The organism is Candidatus Cloacimonadota bacterium, assembly GCA_034661015.1.
Lineage (GTDB): Bacteria > Cloacimonadota > Cloacimonadia > JGIOTU-2 > JGIOTU-2 > JAYEKN01.
In genome coordinates this window covers 1-26086 of the sequence record JAYEKN010000031.1, presented here as the reverse complement: position 1 = coordinate 26086, position 26086 = coordinate 1, and the positions used below count along the sequence as shown (strand labels likewise).

Here is a 26086-nt window from a genome sequence, read left to right as displayed (position 1 = left end):
GAAAGGCTTTATGATGAAAAAAAATAATGAAAATTCCGAAAAACTTAAAGAATTAAATGAGAGTATTGCTGAAAATCCTGATGATGCAAAAGCATATTATGACAGAGCTTTTCTAATTTATCCTGAACAAACACAAAGAGCAATTTCAGATCTGACAAAAGCTATTGAACTTGATCCTGAAAATGCGTTTCATTATGGTCTAAGAGGATACATATATAAAAGCAGAAACGATGATCAAAAAGCAATTTCAGATCTGACAAAAGCTATTGAACTTAAACCTGAAGATGCTAGTTTTTATAAGTTGAGAGCAGAGAATTATAAAAAAACACACGAATACGAAAAAGCCTTTGAAGACTACGAAAAAGCAATTGAAGGGAAAATTGATTTAGAATTGAATAATGATGTGTATATGGAATTATTAGTGGAAATTGCTTATATGAATTTTAAAAAACATAAATACGACAAAATTAATAAATATATAGAGCAAATCCATTCTATTGATGATGCTCCACTTAAAACATATAAAAAATTTAAAGAAATGGCAGATTACTATGATAAAATTGAAGATTACGAATCTGAATTAGAATTATATAAATGTGTTACGCTGTTTACTCCAGACAACTATAATATTATGGAAATTAGAGAGGAACTTAATGATAAATTAACGGCTAAATTAAAAAAGGATCATAAAATTAACATCATCCAAGCCCGTATCGAGGAACGCAACAAAATCATCGCCGACCTTTCTCACTCGATAAAAAATATGCTCGGAACAGTTATTGATCCATTGGAAAATCTTAGGGGAGAAAAAGAAGTGAAGCCAAAGATCATAGACAATGCCATTCGGGGAGCAAATCTCATTAGGGAAATCGTGAATGCTATGAATTTATCTTTCAAGGGTTCGTATGAAGATTTTGCTTATGATTCCAAACATAATGAGGGAGAAGATTCCCTTTCCATAGAACTTATGATCATTGAAGCGCTCAAACATTCGGTCAGCAATATGTTTGACAGCAAATATTTTGGCAACTTTATGCGAAATTATTTTCCCACGAAAGTAATTTTTACTTCAGCAAAATCTGCTTGGAAACAAATTTCAAATTCAAACGAAATTGCAGAGATAGAGAAATTTATGAACGAATACTTATTCAAAACCGATTTCGTGCTGGAATCTGCTGAAAAGTTTGTAACCGGAAACGAGAAAGGATCTGCGATCAAGCTGCAAATTCTTTTTCAGGAAATAATTTTCAATGCTGTAAAATACGTCGGATTTGCAAATTTTGAGGATAGAATTCTGAAAATACATTTTACTGCTTCCAAAGAAAAAGTTGCATTGTTAGTAGAAAATTCATATAAACCTGCTGAGAAAACCAAAACAACCGGCTTGGGACACGTGGTCATCGAAAATTTTAGCAAACTCTTGCGCACAAAACCTGAGATAAAAAAAACAGATAAGAATTTTTCCCTGCAAGTAAAATTTCATAACTTTTGGCAAAAAATTTGAGTTAAGCGGGCTTTAGCCCACTTGACTTAAGTTTTTCCCCTACGTACATCACAAAAAAAGATAACTCAAATAAGATGTATGCATGTTTAGTTTCAGTCGGGAAAAAACTTGCTACAAATTTCACATGCACAAAAAAATAGCTGCAAAATAAAATAGTTATGAAAGCGAGAAAGCAATATGAAAATTCTATATGTAGAGGATGAACTTTCAACAAATATTCCCAAAATTATCCGATTGTTCCAAAAATATTTGGGCGATAAAAATGTGAGCAAATTGCAGAAATTGGAAGAGGACGAATATGGAGCGTCCCCGCAAGAAATAAAGGAAATTATAGATAGTTCGGATATTGTGCGAGCGGAATATAATTTTGAGGATGCTTTGTTGCAGGTTCTGAAATACAGCGACCATTATTCGCTTTTCATCGTTGATAGAAATCTCACAAAAGAAGGCTATTCTTTGGAAAAGATTCAAAATATTGATAATGATTTTGATGAGAAATTATTAGACAAATATTGTGAAAGGGAGGGTGACTACCTTTTGGAAAAATTGGCGTATAAGGGAATTGTTATTAAGGAGAAATTCTATTTTCTCACCGCATATTCCGCCAGTGAATTGCCTAACAAAAATGAGATCAGTCAGCATATTTCCCTGAAACAATTTAAAGAAAGTAACATCATTGACAAATCCAAAAATGAAGACTTCAAGGAACTGATCCAAAAAATCAACAATATCAAAATTTTGAACCTGCACTTAGAAAATAAGAAATATATTGATATTTTGCGCTCCAAAATAAAAGGCAATAGCAGTTACAATTTTATCCAACTTCTTCAAAAAAAGGACGATGGTTCACCTACTGCAATTGCAATGAATCTTGGAACCTTGCGAAAAATATTGGAAAACATTCTTATCCTAATTGCCAAAAAGAAAGATGCTCCTGAAGACTGCTGGAATGAGAAGAATAAAAATCAAATCGTAATGAGAAATGTAATATATTGGATTTTTCATGATGATGACGAAAAGCATGAAAAAAATTATAGATTCGGTTCCAACATCATCATAAAAAATGCTTTTTACAATATTATGGGAATTGGTTCTGATTTTGGATCGCATAGCAAAAATACTTCCGATAATTTTGAACCAACCACAGATACGGTAAATTCTTTGGTTTATCAGTTGAAGGACCTTATTCTGTGGGTTGATGGGATTGGGTAAGTTAAAACAAAATGGTACGCCAGAGAGGACTCGGACCTCTGACCTACGGCTTAGAAGGCCGTTGCTCTATCCAACTGAGCTACTGGCGCACATTAAATGAGAGGAGACTTTTATAAATTGTGGGAAAGATATTAAATTTGGTAGCGACGCAGGGATTCGAACCCCGGACACTCGGATTATGATTCCGATGCTCTAACCAACTGAGCTACGTCGCCGAAAAAAAATGGTAGCGGGGGCAGGATTTGAACCTACGACCTTCAGGTTATGAGCCTGACGAGCTACCAGACTGCTCCACCCCGCGACATAATTTATTATACCTAAATTTTTCACCCCGACTTTCCTTGTCAAGTTTTCCCAATTAGTGTCCATACGTAAACTCAAAATTTTGCAATAATTCTCCGCAGGTAATTCGACGCAGATTCACCCCGTAGGATACTCTGTTGCTTAAAAATAATAACATTTAAATTATATAAATTATCCAACGGGGTAAACACTGATTTTGCTGATGAACCCCTGTTGAATATTAAAGTACAAAGCATTCAACGGGGATACTACAATTTTTTATAATTAAATTTTTATCTTGCGAAAATCGTTTTTTCAAAGGGATGTTTGTTTATCCCATTCATCTGCGTTGAATATATATTTCACAGATAGATACGAATTTTTATAAATGCTAATTTGCCAATTACTGCATCGGCTCATCCACCTGACGAACTACATCGAGGATGGTTCCGTCCCGATATTCGATAAGAGCGATTATTCTGTCTTTTAATTTTGGTTTTTCGGGAATTCCGGTTATTTCTTCAATCTCATTTTTCAAATCGTGAATATCTCGGATAGGCAAATCGGAATTTTTGAAATGTTCAATTAAATCTTTCCTAAGCGGATTGATCGCAATTCCTTTTTCGCAAACAACCACATCAACGGTTTCTCCGGGCGTAGTAATCGTAGTAACTTCATCCCTGATAATCGGGATACGGTTGCGGAAAGAAGGAACAACCATCATAGCTAATTTTGCTCCGGCTGCCACATCCGTATGCCCACCAATTCCATGCAAAAGAAGTCCGTCGGAATGCGTATTTACGTTTACATTGAAATCAACATCAATTTCCGTAGCACCCAAGAAACCAATATCTTGCCGATTTACGAGACAGCCCTTGCTGTGGTAATTTGCATACATTGTCATCGGAGTTTCTGCGTGATACAAATCGTGTTTGAACGAATAAATCGCATCAGTATCAAATACCTGTCCATCATACAAAACGTCTATTAGTCCGTCATGAAGCATTTTGACGGCAAATTTTGTAACTCCACCATTTATAAAACGAGCTTTGACACCTTCTTTTTTCATTATCCCAGCCAGAATGTTGGTAATTGCCAACGAAATACCACCGGCACCGGTTTGGAAAGAAAATCCATCTCTGAAATAAGGAGATTCGCTGATAAACTGGGCCGCAATTTCTGCGATTTTTAGTCTGGTTGGGGAACGGGTTATGCGGGTCGTTCCGGAAACAATCAAATTTGGATCACCGATCTGATCTACTTTGACAATAAAATCTACATGCGTAGAAGGCACAGAATAGGGGATCAGCGGGTATTTTACAAGATTGTCGGTAATGAGCACAACTTTATCCGCATATTGCCAGTCAATAGCAGAATACGCCAGAGGACCGCATGCCGAAGGTCCATCCACTCCATTGGCATTTCCATAATCATCAGCTGTGGGGGCAGCGATAAATGCTACATCAATATGAACATCTCCATCTTCAACAGCCCGAACTCTGCCACCATGAGTTCGTAAAACTGCCAATGTGGGAAGTCCACCGTGGGAAACAAAATTACCCACAGGTCCGTTCATGCTTCCCTGAATATTTCGGATAACACCATTTTTAATATGCTCAATAATTGGCTTATGCACGGGGAATAAAGCGGTTGGAAAAAGATTTATATCCTTAAAACCCATTTTTGCAATTTGATCTAGAACCATATTTACTACATAGTCACCATTTCGAAGATGGTGATGAAAACTGATTGTCATGCCGTTTTTTAATCCGCTGGCTTTAATCGCTTCTCTCAAAGATTTCAGCACTTTGTTTGTGTCTGGTTTGCTCACGGGAATTGGTGGAGCTGCTCGATATCCACCCCCACTATCTGCAAAAGCACCCATAAAGGGACGTAATTTTCTTCCCTCGATCTCATCGGGAATCATTCTCCCGGCTGCATTTTTTGTGAATTTCATTCTTCCTCCGAAGGGATAATCTAATTGATAAGTAATTTTATTTTCACTATTTTTTGCCCAAAAGTTACGTAAAAACATTTTTCAATATAATCATAATCCGACACATAACCTATTTCATTTTTAAATTCGATTGAGGAAAGTTGCTTTCCGTTATCAGCTGAGTAAACCGAGAGCGATTTTGCATTTATTTCCACAAAATAATTTTTTTCCAACCGTCCGTCGCGGATAAAATCAATGTATTCTAAATGTCTCGGATTTTGTTTTGAACTTCGAGTAGATAAAACATCAGATTTTTTCCATAATTCCAATCCGGTTTTTGTGCTTAATAAATATTGATCTCCTGATAAATCAAAAATAAGGATCACATTTCTCCTCAAAAGATTCGCAGTATAAATTTCAGAATCCACACCCTGATTCCATTTTACCAGAAAAGTATTTTTTTTGATGCAAAATATTTCATTGTCGCAGATCAAATAGATATTTTCAGAATCAAAATGCGGTTTTAAGGTGATCTTTTCAGGAGCATTCCATTTCCAATCTTCTTTAAAAACAAGCGATTGATTAGGAATGAGAATCTGTTCAATATTAATATTTTGAATTTTTTGTTCATTGATGAATTCTTTACCGCTACTTAACCAGCCTTGCATTAACTTTCTGCCCAACAAAACATACAAACTGGCGATTATTACTATAGCCGCAAGTATTCGAGCCGAAGAATTTGTAGTGAGATTGAATCGTTTTTTGTATTTTTTTCCGGATGATCGTTGAATGTGAAAAGATAAAAGGGGATTAACATGTTTTTCTTGAAGATGTTGAATAAATTTGGCATGAGTTTTTGGGGAATCACATTGCGAAAGAATATTTTCCGAAGCAAATACTGGTAAAATCAAAAATCGTTCATTGGGATTTATTCGCTTTTTATATATTTTAAAATTAAAATCTCCATCGGTTGAACCTATCCGGGGTATAGTGCTTTCGCTATCACATAATTGGGCTACATTCAATCCGATAATTTCCGGCTTCTTAAAAAGACTAACTACTACCAATCTGCCGGCTTGGATAACATAAAGTATATTGTTTTTTATCGCAAGGATGATCAGAGAAATTTCAAATCGTTTTTTTTTTGTATGTAAGAAAGCAGAGAGTGCCCAGTGAATTTCGGTTGCTGTTTTTCGTAATTGTTTTTCAGTATCATACTGGTTTGGATAGAAGTTTTCTTTAAAAGTTTCAAGAAGTTTGGACAAAGCCTGCTCTGCCATTTCTCCTTGTTGGGAAGTTTTTGCTATCAGGGCAATTTTAGCAGGAGATTTCTCATAAAAGTCGGTGTAAATATAACTTCCGTTCTTTTGTGAAAAATCTGCAATTAGATCGTTTATTTTCATAAAATTTATAGATTGTTTAGTGTTCTGTTTGTAAACTCAACGAGCGGTAAAGGGTCATATCAGGCATTTTTTCGTGGCAATCGGTAAAGTCGTATTTTTGCAATAATTCTCCGCAGGTGATTCGACGCAGATAAACACTGATTATGCTGATAAAACCCTGTTGAATATTAAAATACAAAGCATTCAACGAGGATATTACACTTTTTACAAAAAAATTTTATCTTGCGAAAATCGGTTTTTTCAGTGTTTATCTGCGTCGAATCCCTACTTTACGGACAGACTCTATTTAGATCCAAAAAGGAAATGCTTTGTTGCTTTCCACATTATTTTATTGTTCATAAGCATATTGGTATAAGAAGCATTTGCCATGGGGCAATAGCAAGATTCTTCCACAATTTTTTTCAGTTCGTTATTCAGGGTTTCGTTTTTCTTCCATAGTTTTTTGAAATTGTAATCAAAATCTTTGAGGTTTCCTACATTCACAGCCTTCATGCAGCAGGGCCAGACGTCTCCGTTCGGGGCAATCTGAGCGGACAGGATTCCTGCATAGCATTTGATCTGTTGTTTTTGCTCCACGAGGAGTCGCTTAACCATTTTGTAATATTCGATTCGGAAAGTCTGAGTTATTCGATTCATTCCTTGAAATTTCATCTGCTTGATATGAAATAAAAGGTAGTCAATTGCTTGTGAATATTTCATCACTGATGGGCTGATGTCATATTTCATTGTGCCGAGTTCTACCCTATTTTCTGCGATTTCTGTAACGTAGGAATCCGGTTCGAAAGACATAAGTTTTCCAGCGATTTGTTGAAAATTATTTTCATTGTATTTGGAGATTACCGTATGAATTCCGATATTTAGATTTTCTATTTTAAGTTTTTTCAATTTTCGAAAAGTCGAAATTGCTTTTGAATAAGCAAATTTCACTCCACGTATTTCATCATCCTGATTTTCGATAGCATCAATAGAAAGGTTGATGATGATTTGGCTTTTGGGGCAATTTTTCGCGATTTTTTCCACAAGGGTAGGAATTTCATTATGAAGCAGTCCGTTTGTAGGAATATTGATTACTTTAGGCTTGGAGTGTTTGTATATTGCCTGAATTATTTCATACAAATCTTTTTTAAGGAAAGGTTCACCTCCGCTTATGGTGATCCAATAAGCAGATTTTCCTATTTTTTTGAAAATTTTAGCATATTCTTTGGCAGACAGCTCTTCGGATTTCTTCTTGTAAATATTACAAGTTTTACAGCGTGAATTACAGCGGTAAGTTACACTAACCGTATAACTTATCGGCAGGATGCTCTTTGACGTTAATTTATTGAACAGTCTTAACAAAATTAGTTTTATTAGTAATGCTATGTTTTTCATAATCTCACTTTCGCAGCTATTTTTTTTTCATTTTAACATTTACCATAGATTTTTTTGGATTTATATTTATCATAAAATTATTATGATTTATGTGCAAAAATATTAGTGTGAGAAAATGATGGCAAGAAATGTGAGGATTTTCTATTCAACTCTTCTTGAAAAGTTTGAGGGTATCACAAAAAATAATTTGATTTAATTGACAAATATATGTAAAAATTATTTATTTCGATTATTATAATAAGAATAAATTATTAAAAAATAAAAGCAATTAAAAAGGAAAGAAGAGTATTATGAAAGAATTAAATTTTGGGAAAAATCAGGCAAAGAATTTGAAGATTAACTGTCTGCAATCTTATTTAACCGAACGTAGTTATAACATTTTGCAAAAACATTTTAAAACATTAGATGCCTTTATAGAATATTTTAAAACACATAAACATTTTTTATCTTTAAAACATTGTGGTGGAAAAACCAATCGCGAGATATTGCGTTTGATTGGCGAGATCACCATAGACCAAAATCCGATTGAGATTGATTGTTACAAAATTTATTCTTTGGATTCGTTTGAAAAAATTTCAGCCGAATCACTGGAATCTGTTCTCTCTTTCCGAACATTTAACACTTTGGAAAAAAACAATATGCGCAGTCTGAGAGATATTATTTCCGAATATCTGAAATATAACCAATTCACAAACCTGCTTGGGGGGGGGAATGTAACAAATCTAGAACTGATAAATCTTATGGAAATAATTTGTTGTTTCAGAGCAAGGTTAAGAGAAGTGGAAAAAATAGAAGCGGAAGAACTTGATAAAATAGCTGCTCAAAAGTTGTATAAAATATTAGAAAAAAATGATTTTGGGGAATTGTATAACCTTTTATTCCTTTGCTCAGACAACTATGAAAAACTTAATCTGGATTATCTATTCGATAAATTCTATGAGGTTGTCAAAAATAACAAATTTACTTTTGAAAAAATTATCAATGTGAATATGCTGAAACCTATAGAAATAAAAAAGATAATTGAAAGTTTTTGCAAAATGGAAGTTCAAATTGATTTTGAGAATATACATTTTTTCAAACTTATAAAGGCAATTATTGATAATTCGAGCTATTTTGATGAGCGAGAAGTTTTTATCTTTAAGCACAATTTTAGATATTTTGTTGGCGAGAAGAAAAACAGTTTAAGGAGCTCCGGTGAAATAATAAAAATCACCAGAGAACGTGTCCGCCAAATTAAACTTATTATCAGAATTAAAATGATGAAATTGTTGAGCGTGTTATCCCTTTTGTATCGCTATACAAATTATGAAGATATTTTCAAAAAAGATGTTCTTGAACAATTTGTCCTTTTAAGTTCCGCACAATTTGATAAAATCAGAGAAATCGAAAAAGTTGAATTCAGCGATAAATTTATTTCTTACGTTTTTTCGGTTTTGGAAAGTGATAAATTCGTGTTGCTAAATGATTTTGTTAGACTGAATCAATTCTATCTCGTGCAAAAAGATTTCTTGAAATATTTTGATATGACGAAATTTCTCGTGAACATTTGCAAAAGGCATGACCAAGACGTTTATCAGAAGGAACGAGTTCAAATTGATGGAATTTTAAAACCTTATATTTTAGACGAAGAACGTAATTATGGTGAATTGAAAAGTGTAGTAATTCATTTTCTGGAAATGGAGAAGAATCAGGTTTACGATGATGATTATTTCATTTTTTTACCAACCTCAAGAAGTAAATTGGAAGAAGCTATTATGGAAATATTAACAAACCATGATAAGCCGTTGGATTTTGAGACTTTATATGATGAAATACGGTCAAATTATTTTAAAGAAGATTTGGAAAAAGAAAAGGTAAGGCAAATATGCCTGAAAAGCAAAAAGATTATTTCGTTGGGTAAACAGAACAAATATGCTCTGAGAATTTGGGAAGACGAAAAGGAAAATGTTAAATCCGGTTTTGCCATAGATATTGCTAAAGAACTTCTGCGGAATTCTGAAGAGCCAGTTCATAAAGATAAATTAGTGGAATATGTAAAAAAATACAGAAAATATGAGAAAACCAGTATTGTTAATATGATTTCCACCCATAAAGACATAAAAAAATTTCCACTTGCTTTTTTTGGTTTGAAAGATCGAACTTATCCCGGAAAATATAAATGCAAAGGACTATGTAATCAGTTTTTGAGCAATCGGATACAACGTTATATGGAAACGAAATCCGGAGTGTTCACAAGGAATAAAATGGAAGCCGATCTCAGAAAAAGATATCATTTATCCCGTGATTTGTGTAGAATATTTATGAATGATTTACTTGAGGAAAAAGTATTTGAATTAAGAAAAAATAAAATTGTGACAGTTATTTAATAGCCATAAATCATCAACTGAAAAACTTAAGTTTTTTCGTTTTTTTATGTGGCTCATCAGCCCGTTAACTAACGGATAAGATTATAATTTCTGACTTTTTGCTGTTTGAAATTCCTCACAAACACGAAAGGATTCGTGTTCCGCTAATTTAAGTCAAATTAATCCCTAATAAATTTCAAGGTGAGATAAATTATGTCTATTCTTATAAAAAATGTTTTACTAAATAGTAAGCAAAAAGATTTGCTCATCAAGGGAAATCTGATTTCCAAGATCGCAGATTCCATAAATGAAAAAGCAGATGAAATAATAATTGGTAACGGAAAAGCAGTTTTACCTTCGTTTATTAATTCTCATACCCATTCCGCTATGATTCTTTTGCGTGGTTATGCGGATGACATGCTCTTAATGGATTGGCTTCAAAACAGGATTTGGCCTCTTGAAGCAAAACTCACAGAAGATGATGTTTATTGGGGTGCAAAGCTGGCTTGTCTGGAAATGATAAAATCTGGAACAACTTTTTTCAATGATATGTATTGGCATTTCAACGGTACGGCACGAGCAACAGATGAGATGGGAATTCGCGCGATGATATCCGGAGTTTTTATTGATGGAGGGGATTTTGGAAAAGCAAAAGATCAAATCAATCTTAATGAAAAACTTTTCAAGCATTCAAAAAAAATTAGCGAACGTATATCTTTTAGTCTTGGTCCCCACGCCATTTACACCGTTTCCGAATTTAGCCTGAGATGGATAAAAAATTTCGCCTATGAAAACAATCTTATGATTCACATTCATCTTTCGGAAACTGAGCAGGAAGTGAAAGATTGCTTAAAATTGCATGGGAAACGCCCGGTAGAATATTTGCATGATATTGGATTTTTGGGTGCAAATCTCGTAGCAGCCCATGTTATCCATGTAAATGAAAAAGAACTTCACCTTCTCCATGAATTTGATGTAAAAATTGCTCACTCACCTGTCTCGAATATGAAAATATGTTCCGGTATTTTACCGATGAAAGCAATGCTGGAAAAAGGTCTGACCGTGGGACTCGGGACTGACGGATGTTCATCCAATAATAATCTCGACATGCTGGAAGAGATGAAATTTGCGGCATTGCTTCATAAAATAAATAATTTTGATCCGCAGTTTTTACCGGCTGAAAAAACATTTGAAATTGCCACAAAAAATGGAGCAACAATCTTCAATCTGAATTGTGGCGAAATAAAAGAGGGAAAACTCGCAGACCTAATTCTCGTTGACTTGAATAATATTAATCTTATCCCGAATCACAATCTGATTTCTAATATGGTTTATTCTGCTCATGCTGATTGCGTGGATACAACGATTTGTGATGGGAAAATTCTCATGCAAAACAGACAGGTTGAGGGTGAGGAAGAAATAAAAGCAAAAGCAGCTGAGGTTGCCAAAAAATTAGTACACCTGTAACGCAGTCATTCCTGATTGCACCCGTAAAACAATCATCCTGATAGGGTTTTTCACTCTCGTTTTACCACGGTAATTTCTCTAAATCCACATTTCCACCGGATAAAATAATTCCAATTTTTTTATCTGAAAATAATTCAGGATTTTCAAGAATTGCACCCAATGGAACTGCTGCGGAAGGTTCCACAATTATCTTCATCCTTTCCCAAATAAGTTGCATCGCTTTTTTGATATTTTCTTCTTTAACGGTTAGGATATCGTCAACAAGTTTTGTGATAATATGGAAAGTCAGATCACTAAGTGAAGTAAGCAATCCGTCGGCAATTGTCTGCGGATTGGTTTGCAGAATCAATTTTCCCGATTTGAAAGAGCGAAAAGCATCATCTGCTCCAGCTGGTTCTCCTGCGATTATTTTAATTTTATCCGAGATTGTGGAAACGGTTATAGCTGTTCCGGAAAGCAAACCACCACCTCCCACCGGTGTCATGATAATATCAGGATTCGGAACTTTTTTTAGAAATTCCAGAGCAGCGGTTCCCTGTCCGCAGATCACATTGTAATTATCGTAAGGGTGAATAAAAGTCGCTCCGGTTTTTTCCACAACTTTTGAAAGTCCGTTTTCGCGTGCCATTAAATTTGGTTCGCAAAAAGTGATTTCCGCTCCATAACCTCTAACTGCATTAATCTTTACTTGGGGGCTGTTTTTGGGCATCACCACATAAGATTTTATTCCTCGCCATTTGGCAGCCAATGCCAACGCTTGAGCATGATTTCCGGATGAATGAGTGGCAACACCTTTTTCAGCATCTTCATTCGAGAGGGAAAAAATGGCATTTGTTGCTCCCCGAATTTTGAAAGCGCCTACTTTTTGAAAATTTTCGCATTTAAAAAAAATCTCTGCTCCGCAAATTTTATTGATTGAGTTTGAGGAAAGAACAGGTGTATTGTGGATATAATTTTTTATTCGTTTATAAGCGATTTTAATCTCGCTAAAAGATGGAATTTGCATGGCTTACTCCGTTAATAACGAAACTATTTATGAATGGTCTTTTCTTATCCACTTTCGCAATGGCTTATCCTATAATTGCCGATCCTTAGGGAGGTTTCGCAAACTCAACAATCTGCAAGGTCTAAAAAAAGTTCTACAATTTTTTCGAAACATCAGTCATTATTTTTGCAAATTCAGTTTGATATAATTTTTCCAAATTTCCGATTGCACTTTCATATTCGAATTCATAAGGAATTTGAGCGAGTAAGGGAACATTCATTTTTTCCATTTCATCAGAAACGAAATCTGATTTAGCGAATTTCATATTCTCAATTACTCCAAGAATGGGGATTTTCAGCTCCTGCAAAAAAGTGATAGTATTTTTTACAACCTGAATTGTGAGTTTGGAAGGAGTAGTTGCAATGATAAATTCAGCGCGCTTGATCATTCGGATTGTATCCAGAGCAGTATCGGAAATTCCGGGAGGTAGATCAATAATTAGATATTCAAGTTCATCCCAGCGTGTGATGGCAAGGATTTCTAAGATTGCATTCGTAATATCAGTCCCGCGAAATGATGCCGGTTTTCCTTTTGTATAATCTGCGATAGACATAAATTTGATGCCGTGAACTTTTGGTGGGAATATTCCGTGCTCCTCTTCGGGAAAATTAAATTCTTTTTTCCCGAGAATAATATGGTCGGAAGGTCCTGAAAAATCGAGATCGAACAAGCCTACTTGTTTGCCCTCTTTTGCAAAAGTAAGAGCGAGCATGGTTGCGATCGAACTTTTGCCGATGCCACCTTTTCCGCCTGATACCGTGATAATTCTATCAATATTTTTCAGTCGCTCATCAATTATGCTCATTCTTGGGTCCATCATCTTTCCCCCTCGATCGAATCTAACCAAATTCCCCTTCCGGCTGAGACTTCAAAGTCGGGGCTGTTACATTCCGGGCAACGCATAAACACATGCGCCGTTTCCGGGATGAAGTGCATGGATTCGGTTTCCGTGTCATTCAAACCTTTCTTGTTTTCCTCAAACAGCCATTCGTGCCCACAAACATTGCATTTGAGTTTTGCCTTTTCTATGCTACATATAAATTCAGTATTTTGGAAAAGAGCATTGTCCCGATCCTTTTTCATTACTTCATTCAGAGCACTCTCAAACAATTCTTCATCAATGCTTTGTATTTCACCGATTTTAATCACAACTTCGGTAATTTCTTTTAGATTTTCTTTTTTGGCAACATTTTTTGCGGATTTTATCACCGCATCTGCCAAAGCCCATTCGTGCATAGATTCTCCTTATATTTTAATTATAGATTTTTTAGGTAGCTATAAATTAAAATTAATTAAATCCTTCTCCACTTCAGGATAAATCCCATCTATCTCTTTCTGAATCTCAATTGTTTTTTGAATTGCAGTTACTATTTTACAATAATGTTTTATTTCACCAAGTGATAATGTAAGACGTCCAGTCCGATCTTTTAGCCATTTATCGCAAACTTGATAACCACCGATTTTATATTCCCACACTTCCGGTTCGATTCCCTCAAAATACTGTTTGTCTTTGTTGATATAAACTCGATTCTCTTTTGCATTATAATTTCTACCAATTTTTTTCTGCTTATCAATTCTGCAATCTCCCTGTCCCTGAAATCGTGCGAGAGGTGGAGAAAGTTCATCAGATTTCAGTGAGTGTAAATCTGCTAATTTCTTGCCTAATTTTCCAAGTGTAATAAAGTTTTCATAATTTTTTGTAAATGGAATTTTCGGAAAATCTATCTTCAAAAATTCTGCATACTTTTTCCGGTAGATATTTGAATATAAAATCGCATAAATGTAATAAAAAATCTCTTCAGGTGAAATATCCTCTTTATATGTATTTTTAAGATAATTTATTAATTTATTGTTTAGGTTTGTCTCTTTTTTATATTCTTTATGATTCTCGAAAAGATGGTTTTTGCTTTTGTCTGGATAACTGTATAGGGGAAAAATATAAGAAATTGAAACAGCCGAAGTTATTGAATGAGCATCGGTAATTAAGTCTGTTATAAAAACCGGTTCAATACCAAATTTATTCATTTGTCTTGAAGTTATTAATCCCATATTTTCATTCATCATATTTCGCATAATTTCTTTTCTCGAACGTTCTATTAGAGCATAATGGTAAAAAATCCATTGTAAATCAAAAGGACGATAAAGGATTGGTTTAATATATGTTTCCAACTCAGAATCATCAATTTTATGAAGCATATTCCATGCTTTTCTTATATCCCAATTTTTTTTATTATTGATGGTAAAAAATTTGTGCAGTTCGTCATCAGACAATTTTGAATTTTTAAAACGACGAATTCGATTTTCAAGGCTATTTTTATTTTTATCAATTACAAAATTATCTCTTGATGTAACTATTCCTACAGAATTTAAGGGGAACACTTCAGTTATTTTTTGAAATTTATCATAATATTTTAAAAGAGTTTCATCCCTTGGTTTAAAAAGATAAAAATTACTATGTGGTGTGATTTTTTTCCACTTAGTTGTTGTAATATCATTTTTCTCAAGCCACTTATATTTTTTATTGCGTTTTCCATAGAGTTCAGAATGGAATATAGAACTTTTCGAAATTTTGGAACGTTCGCTAAGTTTATCATTCTTTACAAAAATAACAATTGATACGCCGACTCTGATATCAAAAACATTTTCATCTTTTGAACCATCAGGACATTTTTCTCTTTTCAAACTATTTCCGTGCAGATCGAGAATATAGATTTCGTTAAAAGTTTTCATTAGAGATTGACGCATTCCACGGAAGGTTGGATTATCGAGATAACTGTGGTTTGTGATAAATCCGAGAACACCTTCACCTGCTTGATCAATTTTCCATTGGGCAAAACGAATGAACTTCACATAATCATCCTGAAGCCATTTTGGATTTCTTTCTCCAAGGGATTTTCCGTCCACCTTATAATAGCTTTGCGAGTTGCCAATATTTTTTTTGAGAAGTTTATCGATCCAGTCGTTTTTATTCGCGGAAATTCCAGCATACGGGGGATTTCCCAGAATTACAAGAATTGGTTTTTTGGTTTTGATAGATCCTGCCTTTTCCGATTCTTCTGAAATCGATGCCCAGCCCGGAAGATAAGTTTGCTCCATGTTTTCGGTTTCAAGTGTATTTGTTAAATAGAGATTGAATCTCTCATCATCTTTCATTTTGTAGCCAAGTTTCTGCAACATTAGCGACATTTTCAGGTGACCAACCGCGTATGGTGCCATCATAATTTCGAAAGCAAAGAAATCTTGGAGAATATGCTTTTTTACAAATTTTTGCAAACTACCACATCCAAAAGAAGATGTGAATTCATCAACTGCCAATTTTGCTGTTTCTGCCAGAAATGTAAGTGTTCCTGCTGCCGGATCTAAAACAGTAACATTTTCACTTGCGAATCCATAAGGTTTTCCAAATTTTTCTTTAAGAATTTGGTGCAAAGATTTTGTAATGTATGAAACTACGGGCAATGGTGTGTAATATTCTCCTCTTTTTTTTCTCATTTTCGGATCAAATTCAGAGAGGAAGGTTTCGTAAAAATGAAAAATCGGATCTTTTGCTTTCCGTGAATATTCTTTCAAAATACTATTCAGATCGGTAACTGCAAGCACATCGGAAATGTCATCAATTGTCCATTCCATTTGTCCGGGTAATTCTTCAAGAGATATGAATTTGAAAATATCTCTTAAGATTCCGATTGTGTTTGGAATTTTTCGGAAGGCAAGTTTACGGTTGAATGAATTTTCTGTCCGAGTTCGTGCTACAAAAAGACCGAAGGTTATGGTTTGCGAATACAAATCCGCGAATTCTTTTTTGGAAAGCCCACTTAAAAGAAATTTTTTAAATGCTTCATAAAATCCATGAATATGACCTTGTGCTTGCTCGTCATTTTTTAGCTCTTCCTCAATAACTTCATCTTTTAAGAATCTTGTTCTTTTTGCAAGCTCTGTAGCCAGCGTTTTTGGATCGTAAACTTTTGGAAGCGAGAATGAGAAAAATTTTGCGAGTAATTTGAGGAATTCATCCTTTTTTTCCAAAGGGGGTTCTTTCCCAAGTTGTTTCATCCAAAAAGGGCGAGCAATTGCTACTCTTTCTACTTCTTTTCCATTTCGATATAATCTGAATTCAGAAAAATTGGTTAAAATTAGGTTGGGAAATGTACCTTTATATCTTTTTAATTGATCAGAAAATTCGACACTATCAATCTCTGTTTCTGGTTTTTTTGCTTCGATATAACCCACAATGTGCTGTTTTCCATCCCAGATACGAAAGTCAGGATTTCCAGCTTCTGTTTTTTTGGGTAAAGTAGTTACATGGATGTTTTTTCTATTGGTAGAGTTTGCATATTCTCTAAACAGATTTGCTAATGTTTCGTAAAAACTTTCTTCCCTTGCGTCGCCTTGGGAGTAAGTTCCGAAAATTTCTCTTAAATATTTTTTTAACATAATGTTTTTCTCTTATTTATAATTTTGGTTGCTTGCGTTAAGTGGAAAGTCGGAATTTCCTATTAGTTTTTTCATTTTATCTCTAAATAATTACAAGAGGCGAACTTGGATGTCTTTTTTGTTTATAAATTTTTTAGGGAGCATATTTTGGTTATTGCTTAATCTGTTTTTTATCAAATCAACATATTTTTCTGATATATCAATCGTGATGAAATTCCTATTTAATTGTTTTGCACTATAAGCAGTTGTCCCTGTACCGCCAAATGGATCAAGAACCAAATCACTTTCGTTTGAACTTACCCTAATGATTCTATCTAATAATTCGGTAGGCATCTGGCAGGGATGATTACCCAATCTTTCTTTAAATGTTCCACAGACTCTCGAAATTTTCCAAACATCATCTGGTATTTTACCTTTTGGATTTGCCCTTTTGTCATTATACTTGATTTGCCTTGCAGATGGAATTCTGATTGTATCTGAGTTGAAAATAAATTCTTGTTTATTTTTTGTAAAATATAAAATATGTGTATGAGACCGATTAAATTTTTTTCTCTGATTTTGCCCAAAAGTATAATACCAAACTATCCAATTTCGAAAATGAAGACCGATTTTTTTTAACAGAATGTTAATTTCTGCAGCAAACTCATCACCAATTGCTATATAAATTGAGCCTGTTTTGCTAAGCACACGATAGCATTGTTCAATCCATTTTTCTGACCACTCCTTATATTTTTGATATGATTTGTTATCATCGTAATTTTCATATTTTAAGCCAATATTAAAGGGAGGATCTGCAAAAACCAAATCTACGGATTCTGCGGGGAAACTTTTCATCACCTTAATACAATCACCAAAATATACGTGATTAATTTTCATATTAGATGATCCTCCTTGTCAATCAGGGATGATTGACTTACAGATCATAATATCGAGCAATTTCCCAAGGATGGGGAATTTTTTGCATCTCGGCGATATCGTTTCTCTTAGTTTTAATCCATTTTTGGATCAACTCAATTGGGAATACATTGTTTGATGTGAGATAGTCATTTTCGTTTTCCAAACTATTCAAGGCGTCCCCAAGCGAAGATGGAACCGAAGGGATTTTGTCTAATTCTTCTTGTGATAATTTATAGAGATTGACCTCGAGAGGACCGAAACCTGCTTCTTTTGGATCGATTTTTTTTCGCACTCCATCAATCCCAGCCATAATTGCAGCCGTGAAAGCCAAGTATGGATTGCAGGTCGCATCGCCCGGACGGAATTCAAATCTGCGTTTGGCAGGATCTTTTACGTATCCGGGAATACGAATTGCTGCCGAGCGATTTCCCTCTGCAAATACTGCTTTGGAAGGGGCTTCGAGCCCGGCAACTAATCTTCTGTAAGAGTTTGTGGTGGGGTTGGTAAATGCTGCAAGGGAGGAGACATGAGTGAGGATTCCGGAAAGAAATTGCAGAGCAATAGTGCTTAATTTGTACAATCCCTTTTCATCATTAAAAATATTTTTCCCATTTTTCATAAGATACATGTGAAAATGCATTCCGTTACCGGCTTCGTAAGGGAGCAATTTAGGGAGAAAAGAAATTATTTTTCCGTGTTTTTGAGCAATCCGGTGGCAGATGTTTTTCGAGAGTACCGTGGCATCAGTTGCGAGTTCCACCGGCATAAAATTGAATTCTATTTCACACTGTGAGGCAGCTACTTCGTGATGATGATATTTTATGGGAAAACCCATTTCCTGAAGGGCGTTCACAATCTCATTCCGCAGGTAAAATGTATGGTCGTTCGGTTGTGAGCGGAAATACCCGTGATTTTTTTCCAAACGATAAATTTCACTTCCATCCAGAGGATTGGCAATTTCCGAGCTGTCCACAGAATAAGAAATTTCTCGGTGTGATCGTATGCTATGAATTTCGTCCAGAATATTAAATTCTAATTCTACCAAAATTTTTACTTCGTCTGCTATTCCCTCATCTTTGAGCACCTGTAAAGCTTTTTTAATCATATGCCTTAGATCCTGACTAAAACTTTCACCGGTATCCACGTTAAAAACATGGCACATAAAATAGAGAATTTTTGAATCTTCATTCACCGGATCTTTAAAAGCGAAACTCAGATCAGGCTTAAAAATCATATCGGATTTTTCAATGTCTGCATAGCCAAAATTGGAAGCATCGAATCCGATTCCATTTGTGAGAGTTTCTTCTGTGAAATATTCCGATGGAATTGTTACATTCCGTAGCCTGCCGACGATGTCAATCACATAAAATGAGACAAATTTTATCTCATTATCAAATATGTATTTTCTAATTTCATGATAATCATTAAAAGAAATCATGTTTCCTCCAAAATTAAATTATTTTAGGACCTACAAACTTTAAAATCAAGATATTTAGTCAAATATCCTATATAAAAATATCTATCGGTAATGTTGATATGAAACATTTCAATCGGTTGATTGTGGATTTTGGGTTTACAATTTGTTGTAATTGTTTCATAGTTCATTCTTTTTCGTGCCCAATTTCCCATCCCCCATTTTCCGTAGTCCGTTCTCCTTTTTCCGTTATCCTCTCTATTCAGGTGATCCCCGTCTTTTTATATTGAAAAAGTTGACTTAAAAAGCATAGTGGCAATTTTTTAGCTATTAAAATAAAATACAAATGCTTAGGAGGATAATTGATATTAGAAAAATATCTTGAAAAGCGTAGAAGCATTATTGATAAAGCGTTGGACAAATATTTGGAATCAGCAGATGTAATGCCCAAAACCATCCATGAAGCAATGCGATATTCTATCTTTGCCGGTGGGCATAGAATGCGTCCCTTACTTTTGATAGCCACTTATGAAATGCTACGCGGCCGTCGTGATATTCGATCTATTCGTAGAATTTTACCAGCTGCGTGTGCTATGGAAATGATTCATACCGCATCCCTGATCCACGATGATCTTCCCAGTATTGATAATTCGGATGAAAGGCGTGGCAGAGCCAGTTGCCATAAAAAATATGGAAATGCTATTGCAATTCTCGCGGGGGATGCCTTGATTACGAAATCTATCGAAACCATAATGGAAATAAACAATAAGAACCAGAGTTTGGAATGTTTGAAATTATTAATAAATTCTGCTTCTACAAGAGGGATGATTGGCGGACAGGTTATTGAAATTATTACTTCTCAGAAAAAAAGGGTAAAACTTCACATGGTTCGCGATATCCACCTGAAAAAGACCGGAGCATTATTGAAAGGTGCTATTCAGATGGGTTGCGTTTTGAATGATGCGGATGAACAAACGATTAATTCGTTTGGTGATTTTGCCCTGAATTTAGGATTGGCGTATCAAGTAATTGATGATATTTTAGACAGCATTGGTGCTGATGAAGTTCTTCACAAGCATGCCGGGGAAGATGTGCGAAATAGGAAAGTAACATATCCGATTCTGCTTGGAGTGGAAGAATCCAAAAAAAGGGCATCCAAACTACTTGATGACGCAGAAAACACCATAAAATATATTTCTGGCAACGAAGTTCTTCTTGAATTTATCGAAACAATAAGAGACAGAATTCCTTAGTGAAAATTATTGCCTACATCAAAATAATTCGCCCTTTAAATTTTCTTTTTGTTATTCTTGCTGTACTTTTCGGGGCATTTTACAGATCTTCAGTAGAGGTTAGCTATTCCCATCCTGCTTTTTATTACATACCTATTCTGGCAGCAATATCTGCAGCTCTGATTTCCGCAGCTGGTTATACATTAAACGATTTTTTTGATGTAAATATTGATAAAATAAATTGTCCTCACAGACCTTTGCCAAGTGGAATTATTTCCGGTATCTCGGCAAAACGCTATGCAATTATTTTATTTATAAGTGGAAATCTCCTTTGCCTTTTTTTGTTCAATCCTGCTATGTCTGCTCTGGCATTATTAAATTCTTTGATCTTGTGGTTATACGCTCAAAAAGGAAAAAGGTTGGTTTTCATCAGCAACCTGATAGTTGCCTTTGCTACTGCTTCCACTTTTATCTATGGTGGATTTGCAAATCATAATCTCAAAAATGCAATTTTTGTATTTTCTTGTGCTTTCATTTACACCTTAATTCGCGAACTGATTAAAGATATTGAAGATATGAAAGGTGATAAGAAAGCTGATTCTCGAACTCTCCCCATTATTTGGGGTTCAAAAGCAACTTTGATAATAGCCTTAATTTTAAGTTTGGCTTTTACAATTTGTATTCACTTAGGTTTAAATAATTTCTATACTATAACCTATTATTATCTAATACTTATATTTGTTTGTCTTTTCATTTTATTGGATTTGACCATTTTGATCTCTACGAGAAGTAATAAATTTTTCTCCTTCTCTTCAAAAGCAATGAAAGTAAATATGCTAATATTTCTAATTATTTTATGGATCGGACAATGAAACAAAAAACTATATACGACCGACTTCTGAAAATTGGGGAAAATAAAGGTGCGGGATTTTTATGCTTAATTGATCCCGATAAACAGAAACCGGAGCAAGCTTTGGAAATAGGTTATAAATGCAAAAGCGCCGGAGTAGATGCAATATTAGTTGGCGGCAGCATGATGGTTGAACATCATTTCAATTCAACCATCAAAGCAATAAAAAACAAAATTGAACTACCTGTAATTGTTTTTCCAGGGATTTTTAATTTTGTATCTCCTTTCGCCGATGCAATTTTGTTCCTAAGTATGATGAGTAGCCGGAATCCGCAGCTCCTTATCGGGGAACAGGTTCGCGCTGCTCCTCTTATAAAAAATTATGGAGTAGAAGCAATTCCAACCGGATATTTTCTCATCGAATCAGGAACCCTTTCTTCTGTTCAATATATGAGCCACAGTTTCCCGATTCCCAGAGATAAGATTGATATTGCTCTCTCGCATACTCTAGCTGCGCAGTATTTGGGAATGAAACTAATATTTTTTGATGCTGGAAGCGGTGCAAAACAATCTGTTCCGGAGCAAATGATTGCTCACGTAAAAGAGTCGATTAATATCCCATTGATAGTTGGAGGAGGGATAAAAACTCCTGAAGATGCACGGAAAAAAGTAGATGCAGGTGCAGATTTTGTAGTTGTTGGAAATGTTTTTGAAAATAACAGAACCGAAAATATTATTGCCGAGTTCTCCGAAGCAATCCATAAAACAGATAAATGATTGATATACACTCTCATATTCTTCCGGGGATTGACGATGGATCGGATTCAATAGAGGAAAGCGTTGCTGTTCTAAAAGAAATAGTAAAGCAAAATGTTAGAGAAATAATTGCCACACCACACATTATTACGGGAACTTATAATAACACCAAAGAAATAATTGAAAACAAAATCAATCTCATTCGGAATGAGATTGAATCAAATGAGATTCCTATCAAAATTTATCCGGGTGCGGAATTATATATTGAACCTAAAATTATTGAGAATATAAAAAAAAATGATTTGACTCTTGGAAACAGTAAATATATCTTATTTGAGTCGGCATTACAAAGGTTTCCAAACAATTTTGAGGATGTTATTTGGGATTTCCAGCGAGAAGGCTACAAACCAATAATCGCTCATGCAGAGCGATTTATGCCTTTTATTAACAATCGGAACAGGCTAATAGCAATTCTAAACCGGGGAGTATATGTTCAAATTAATTCCGGTAGTCTTTTTGGACTACACGGGGAGAAAGTTCAAAAATTTGCAGAATGGTTACTTGCAAACGGCTGCGTTCATTTCATTGCTTCGGATTTGCATGGAATAAAAAAACGTCCGCTTACAATGCAACAGGCTTATGAATATATTGTAGAAAATTTTAACCAAAATCTTGCTGATTTGCTTATGGACGAAAATCCCCGCCACCTTCTTCAGGATGAACCAATTGAAAATATGATCGACGGTTTGTATTGGGACGAAGAAAAGCCAAAGCAGTCAATTGGTAGGCGTTTTATCAATTTTCTTAGCCGGATATAGATTCTTTAAATATTTTTATCTGAAAGCAGAGGGATGTTTTTCTCATGAATAAAAGGGAACTGGCGAAATTCGGAGAGGATATTGCAACAAATTATTTATCACACAACGATTATGAAATATTACAAAGAAATTATCATTCGGTTTACGGTGAAATTGATATTGTTTGCAAAAAAGAATCACAGTATATTTTTGTGGAAGTAAAGACGAGGAAATCGGCAAAATTTGGAGAAGCTCTTGCTGCTGTTACAGAATCAAAGAGGAAAAAAATTATTAAAACGGCGGATAATTATATTGCAAAAAACGAGTTGGAAGTGGGAGTGAGGTTTGATATTATCACCTTGCAATATCTTGCAAGTGAAAAGCAATACAGATTACAGCACATAAAAAATGCTTTTTTTTCAGAACCATATTCAAATGGGTTTTCGTAATTATTTATTGACTTCAAATTCTCTCAATCTTGCCATCGGGATTTTGGCAATTATTTTCACTCCTTTTTCGTAATCTATTTTCTCTACGCTACCCATGTTTTTTTTCACCTTATAAAGAACTTTTCCGATTTGCTTGTAAGAAGTGGGGATTTCTACAATTATGTAATTTATTTTCTTCACAATCTCCGCTTCCACTATTGCCGCATGGGTGGATTTTGAATAAGCTTTGATCAACCCGCCGATTCCAAGATTTGTTCCTCCATAAAACCGCACAACATAAGCACACACATTTACCAAATTTTTTCCTTTAAGCACTTTCAATACCGGTGGTCCTGCTGAATGTGTAGGTTCACCGGCATCTGTGGAATATTCCAGAATATCATCACCATCTATGATGCGATAGGCAAATACGATATGCGTGGCTTTGCGATATTCATTCTCAATCTTTTTCAATATTTCATAAACTTGCTTCTTTGATGAAACCGGATAAATCCTTCCGAAAAAGCGAGAATCCTTTTGAGTCAGTTTTGTCCACTGCGATTTTTTTATTGTTAAATAATCTTGAATCATTGCTTGAAATAATCTCAGATTGTGCTTATGTGTCAAATTTTATTGACAGAAATATCAGTTTTTTCACTTTTTGAACTGTGAAACAGAAAGTCTTAATCAGTGCGTGCCTGCTTGGAATTAATTGCAGATACGATCAAAAGAGTAAAAAAATCCAAAAAATTGTTGCCCTATCAGACGAATTTGATTTTATTCCTGTTTGTCCTGAGCAACTTGGTGGTTTGCCAACTCCTCGCCCATCTTCATTTTTTATCGCAGGAAATGGTTCTGAAACCATAAAAGGTGCAAAAAACATGATAAATGATGCGGGGAATGATGTGTCTGAAGCTTTTGTAAATGGAGCGGAACAAACTCTAAAAATTTGCAAAATGCTGAATATCAAGACTGCAATACTGAAAGAAAACAGCCCCTCGTGTGGCAAAAATTGGGTTTATTTATATGAAAAATTGGCACAAGGTAGCGGAGTTACGGCAAGTTTACTCATGAAAAACGGCATTAGAATTAAATCTGAAAACGAAATATAGAAAGTATGGTGTTTGTATGAAAGGTACAGTAAAATGGTTCAATCGGAATAAAGGCTTCGGCTTTATTATTGGTGATGATAAGCAAGAATATTTTGTTCATTGGCGATCAATCGCAATGGAAGGATTCAAGACACTTGTTGAAGAAGAAAGAGTTGAATTCGAATCGAGTGAGGGGGATAAAGGTCCACAAGCAAATGATGTGAAAAGAGTTGATCGAGAAAAATTCCCTTTTTAGAAGATTAATTATGAATAACGAAAAGTATTTGTATAATATTTTTCAGGAAACTATCAAATATGGGGAACTGAATTTTTCCAAATTTGCTACACTTTCCAGTCAGGCGATCCGAAAAAAGCCTGAACATAAAAAGCGGTATAGAAGCCCTTTTGCTGTGGATAAAGATAGGATTCTCTATTCAGGTGCTTATCGGCGTTATCAGGGCAAAACTCAGGTTGTTTATTTCTCTAATCTTTTTGATGAAGAGATGTCCAATCGCAGTCTTCACACGACTTACGTATCTCAAGTAGCCCGAACAATCGGAAAAGTTCTCAGATTAAATCTCGACCTTATTGAAGCAATTGCTTTGGGGCACGATCTCGGGCATACGCCTTTTGGTCATGATGGCGAAGAAGTGCTTAGTGAATGTTGCGTCCAGCACGGGATTGGAAAATTTCATCACAATATCCAATCGCTGCAAATTATTGATTATATTGCAAATGGGGGAACCGGTATGAATCTGACATTTCAGGTTCGTGATGGAATAATTTCTCATGACGGTGAAGTCCACGAAGAACATTTGAAACCGGATACGCAAAAAACCGAAGAGGATATTCAAAATTATATTCGCCAAAAAAAAGAAAATAATTCCACCATGGTTCCCGCCACCCTCGAAGGCTGTGTAGTACGGATTTCCGACACAATTGCTTATATTGGTCAGGATATCGAAGATGCGATTCGGCTCGGATTCTTGGAACGAAAGGAACTTCCCCCAATAGCCGAAAAATTACTCGGCTCCACGAACAATGAAATAGTAAGCGCCCTCGTAACGAGTGTAGTCCGAAACAGTTATGGTAAAAATTATGTTTGTTTTGACAAAGAAACTTCCGATGCACTCTACGAATTGAAAAAATTTAATTATTCCCGAATCTACAACCATCCTGTCATGAAAAGAGAAAAAAATACGATTCGGCGAGGAGTGCGGATTCTTTTTGATAAATATATGAGCGATCTGAAAAAGAAAAATGTTGATTCCAAATTTTTTCTCCATTTTTTAAATCGAAAATCTGCTTGCTATAAAGACAAATTTAATGATGCGGAAAAGGTGAGAGATTTCATCGCAACTATGACAGACCGCTATCTGAACCAAGAGTTAGAGGATTTTATCTTACCGGGCAGAGCACAGTAAATCTGGAATCGGTAAAATCTAATTAGAGCTTGTCCGTAAAGTAGCATATCAGGTAGAATATATTCTTCATTCTTTTTACAACTCATCCCCTAACCCCTTCTCTTCAAAGAGAAGGGGAACTTTTGTCTCCCTCTCTCCGCCAGCTGGCGGAAGGGTCGGGGTGAGGTCGAAAAATAGTACTTTACGGACAGACTCTAA

General features: G+C 35.0%; 22 protein-coding genes and 3 tRNA genes. 12 read left to right on the top strand and 13 right to left on the bottom strand.

The features are described 5' to 3' along the window. Together U9P79_01105 and U9P79_01100 are read left to right on the top strand one after the other, a co-directional pair. The coding region (locus tag U9P79_01105) for a hypothetical protein (protein ID MEA2103227.1) at window positions 1-1504 on the top strand (1504 nt) is incomplete at its 5' end. A 177-nt stretch (window positions 1505-1681) separates the two neighbouring features. Continuing rightward, window positions 1682-2716 (top strand): hypothetical protein, encoded by a 1035-nt coding sequence (locus U9P79_01100; GenBank protein MEA2103226.1) that lies wholly within the window; start codon window positions 1682-1684, stop codon window positions 2714-2716. A gap of 12 nt (window positions 2717-2728) precedes the next feature. Here U9P79_01100 and U9P79_01095 read toward each other — a convergent pair. The 6 genes from U9P79_01095 to U9P79_01070 form a co-directional block, all read right to left on the bottom strand. Beyond that, window positions 2729-2805, bottom strand: a tRNA-Arg gene (locus U9P79_01095). 49 nt (window positions 2806-2854) lie between these two features. Next, window positions 2855-2931: transfer RNA gene (locus U9P79_01090), tRNA-Met, on the bottom strand. A gap of 9 nt (window positions 2932-2940) precedes the next feature. Continuing rightward, window positions 2941-3017, bottom strand: a tRNA-Met gene (locus tag U9P79_01085). Window positions 3018-3401: 384 nt separating this feature from the next. After that, the gene (gene citF / locus U9P79_01080) at window positions 3402-4955 is read right to left on the bottom strand and encodes a citrate lyase subunit alpha (GenBank protein MEA2103225.1); all 1554 of its coding nucleotides are present in this window, start codon (window positions 4953-4955) and stop codon (window positions 3402-3404) included. Window positions 4956-4975: 20 nt separating this feature from the next. Further along, window positions 4976-6337, bottom strand: coding sequence for a hypothetical protein (locus tag U9P79_01075; GenBank protein ID MEA2103224.1), 1362 nt, complete (start codon window positions 6335-6337; stop codon window positions 4976-4978). 282 nt (window positions 6338-6619) lie between these two features. Beyond that, complete coding sequence (locus U9P79_01070) at window positions 6620-7708, bottom strand: radical SAM protein (protein MEA2103223.1); 1089 nt, start codon at window positions 7706-7708, stop codon at window positions 6620-6622. Window positions 7709-7998: 290 nt separating this feature from the next. Here U9P79_01070 and U9P79_01065 point away from each other — a divergent pair, with 290 nt between their 5' ends. Both U9P79_01065 and U9P79_01060 read left to right on the top strand, forming a co-directional pair. After that, complete coding sequence (locus tag U9P79_01065) at window positions 7999-10074, top strand: hypothetical protein (GenBank protein MEA2103222.1); 2076 nt, start codon at window positions 7999-8001, stop codon at window positions 10072-10074. 192 nt (window positions 10075-10266) lie between these two features. Beyond that, window positions 10267-11520 carry an amidohydrolase gene (locus tag U9P79_01060; protein MEA2103221.1) on the top strand — a complete coding sequence of 418 codons (1254 nt, stop codon included), beginning with the start codon at window positions 10267-10269 and terminating at the stop codon, window positions 11518-11520. Window positions 11521-11581: 61 nt separating this feature from the next. On the opposite strand, the gene U9P79_01055 is transcribed toward U9P79_01060, so the two are convergent. From U9P79_01055 to glnA, 6 genes are all read right to left on the bottom strand, one after another. Further along, complete coding sequence (locus tag U9P79_01055) at window positions 11582-12526, bottom strand: pyridoxal-phosphate dependent enzyme (GenBank protein ID MEA2103220.1); 945 nt, start codon at window positions 12524-12526, stop codon at window positions 11582-11584. A 133-nt stretch (window positions 12527-12659) separates the two neighbouring features. After that, the gene (locus U9P79_01050) at window positions 12660-13385 is read right to left on the bottom strand and encodes a P-loop NTPase (protein ID MEA2103219.1); all 726 of its coding nucleotides are present in this window, start codon (window positions 13383-13385) and stop codon (window positions 12660-12662) included. Further along, window positions 13382-13801 carry a hydrogenase nickel incorporation protein HypA gene (hypA, locus tag U9P79_01045; protein MEA2103218.1) on the bottom strand — a complete coding sequence of 140 codons (420 nt, stop codon included), beginning with the start codon at window positions 13799-13801 and terminating at the stop codon, window positions 13382-13384. The genes U9P79_01050 and hypA overlap by 4 nt, the downstream gene beginning before the upstream one ends. 39 nt (window positions 13802-13840) lie before the next feature. Then, complete coding sequence (locus tag U9P79_01040) at window positions 13841-16999, bottom strand: type ISP restriction/modification enzyme (GenBank protein MEA2103217.1); 3159 nt, start codon at window positions 16997-16999, stop codon at window positions 13841-13843. A gap of 90 nt (window positions 17000-17089) precedes the next feature. After that, entirely contained in the window at window positions 17090-17875 is a 786-nt protein-coding gene (locus U9P79_01035; protein MEA2103216.1) for a site-specific DNA-methyltransferase, read from the bottom strand. A gap of 37 nt (window positions 17876-17912) precedes the next feature. Continuing rightward, a complete protein-coding gene (gene glnA, locus U9P79_01030; protein ID MEA2103215.1) occupies window positions 17913-19334 on the bottom strand; it encodes a type I glutamate--ammonia ligase in 1422 nt (473 codons plus the stop codon). Window positions 19335-19672: 338 nt separating this feature from the next. On the opposite strand from glnA, the gene U9P79_01025 reads away from it, so the two are divergent. Genes U9P79_01025 through U9P79_01005 form a run of 5 tightly spaced genes read left to right on the top strand, consistent with a single transcriptional unit; the run spans window position 19673 to window position 23394 of the window. Then, window positions 19673-20563 carry a farnesyl diphosphate synthase gene (locus U9P79_01025; protein MEA2103214.1) on the top strand — a complete coding sequence of 297 codons (891 nt, stop codon included), beginning with the start codon at window positions 19673-19675 and terminating at the stop codon, window positions 20561-20563. Further along, window positions 20563-21414: a geranylgeranylglycerol-phosphate geranylgeranyltransferase gene (locus U9P79_01020; protein MEA2103213.1), complete on the top strand. Its 852-nt coding sequence runs from the start codon at window positions 20563-20565 to the stop codon at window positions 21412-21414. Before U9P79_01025 ends, U9P79_01020 begins: the two co-directional genes overlap by 1 nt. Beyond that, window positions 21411-22169 (top strand): geranylgeranylglyceryl/heptaprenylglyceryl phosphate synthase, encoded by a 759-nt coding sequence (locus U9P79_01015; protein MEA2103212.1) that lies wholly within the window; start codon window positions 21411-21413, stop codon window positions 22167-22169. The genes U9P79_01020 and U9P79_01015 overlap by 4 nt, the downstream gene beginning before the upstream one ends. Continuing rightward, the gene (locus tag U9P79_01010; protein MEA2103211.1) at window positions 22166-22966 is read left to right on the top strand and encodes a CpsB/CapC family capsule biosynthesis tyrosine phosphatase; all 801 of its coding nucleotides are present in this window, start codon (window positions 22166-22168) and stop codon (window positions 22964-22966) included. Before U9P79_01015 ends, U9P79_01010 begins: the two co-directional genes overlap by 4 nt. 44 nt (window positions 22967-23010) lie before the next feature. Continuing rightward, the gene (locus tag U9P79_01005; protein ID MEA2103210.1) at window positions 23011-23394 is read left to right on the top strand and encodes a YraN family protein; all 384 of its coding nucleotides are present in this window, start codon (window positions 23011-23013) and stop codon (window positions 23392-23394) included. On the opposite strand, the gene U9P79_01000 is transcribed toward U9P79_01005, so the two are convergent. Then, on the bottom strand, window positions 23395-23964 hold the full coding sequence (locus U9P79_01000) for a YigZ family protein (protein ID MEA2103209.1): 570 nt from the start codon (window positions 23962-23964) through the stop codon (window positions 23395-23397). A gap of 77 nt (window positions 23965-24041) precedes the next feature. Here U9P79_01000 and U9P79_00995 point away from each other — a divergent pair, with 77 nt between their 5' ends. From U9P79_00995 to U9P79_00985, 3 genes are read left to right on the top strand one after another with little or no spacing between them, the layout of a single operon-like run. After that, window positions 24042-24485 carry a DUF523 domain-containing protein gene (locus U9P79_00995; protein MEA2103208.1) on the top strand — a complete coding sequence of 148 codons (444 nt, stop codon included), beginning with the start codon at window positions 24042-24044 and terminating at the stop codon, window positions 24483-24485. A 16-nt stretch (window positions 24486-24501) separates the two neighbouring features. Further along, window positions 24502-24720: a cold shock domain-containing protein gene (locus U9P79_00990; protein MEA2103207.1), complete on the top strand. Its 219-nt coding sequence runs from the start codon at window positions 24502-24504 to the stop codon at window positions 24718-24720. A gap of 10 nt (window positions 24721-24730) precedes the next feature. Beyond that, window positions 24731-25888 (top strand): HD domain-containing protein, encoded by a 1158-nt coding sequence (locus U9P79_00985; GenBank protein MEA2103206.1) that lies wholly within the window; start codon window positions 24731-24733, stop codon window positions 25886-25888. Window positions 25889-26086: the final 198 nt, after the last annotated feature.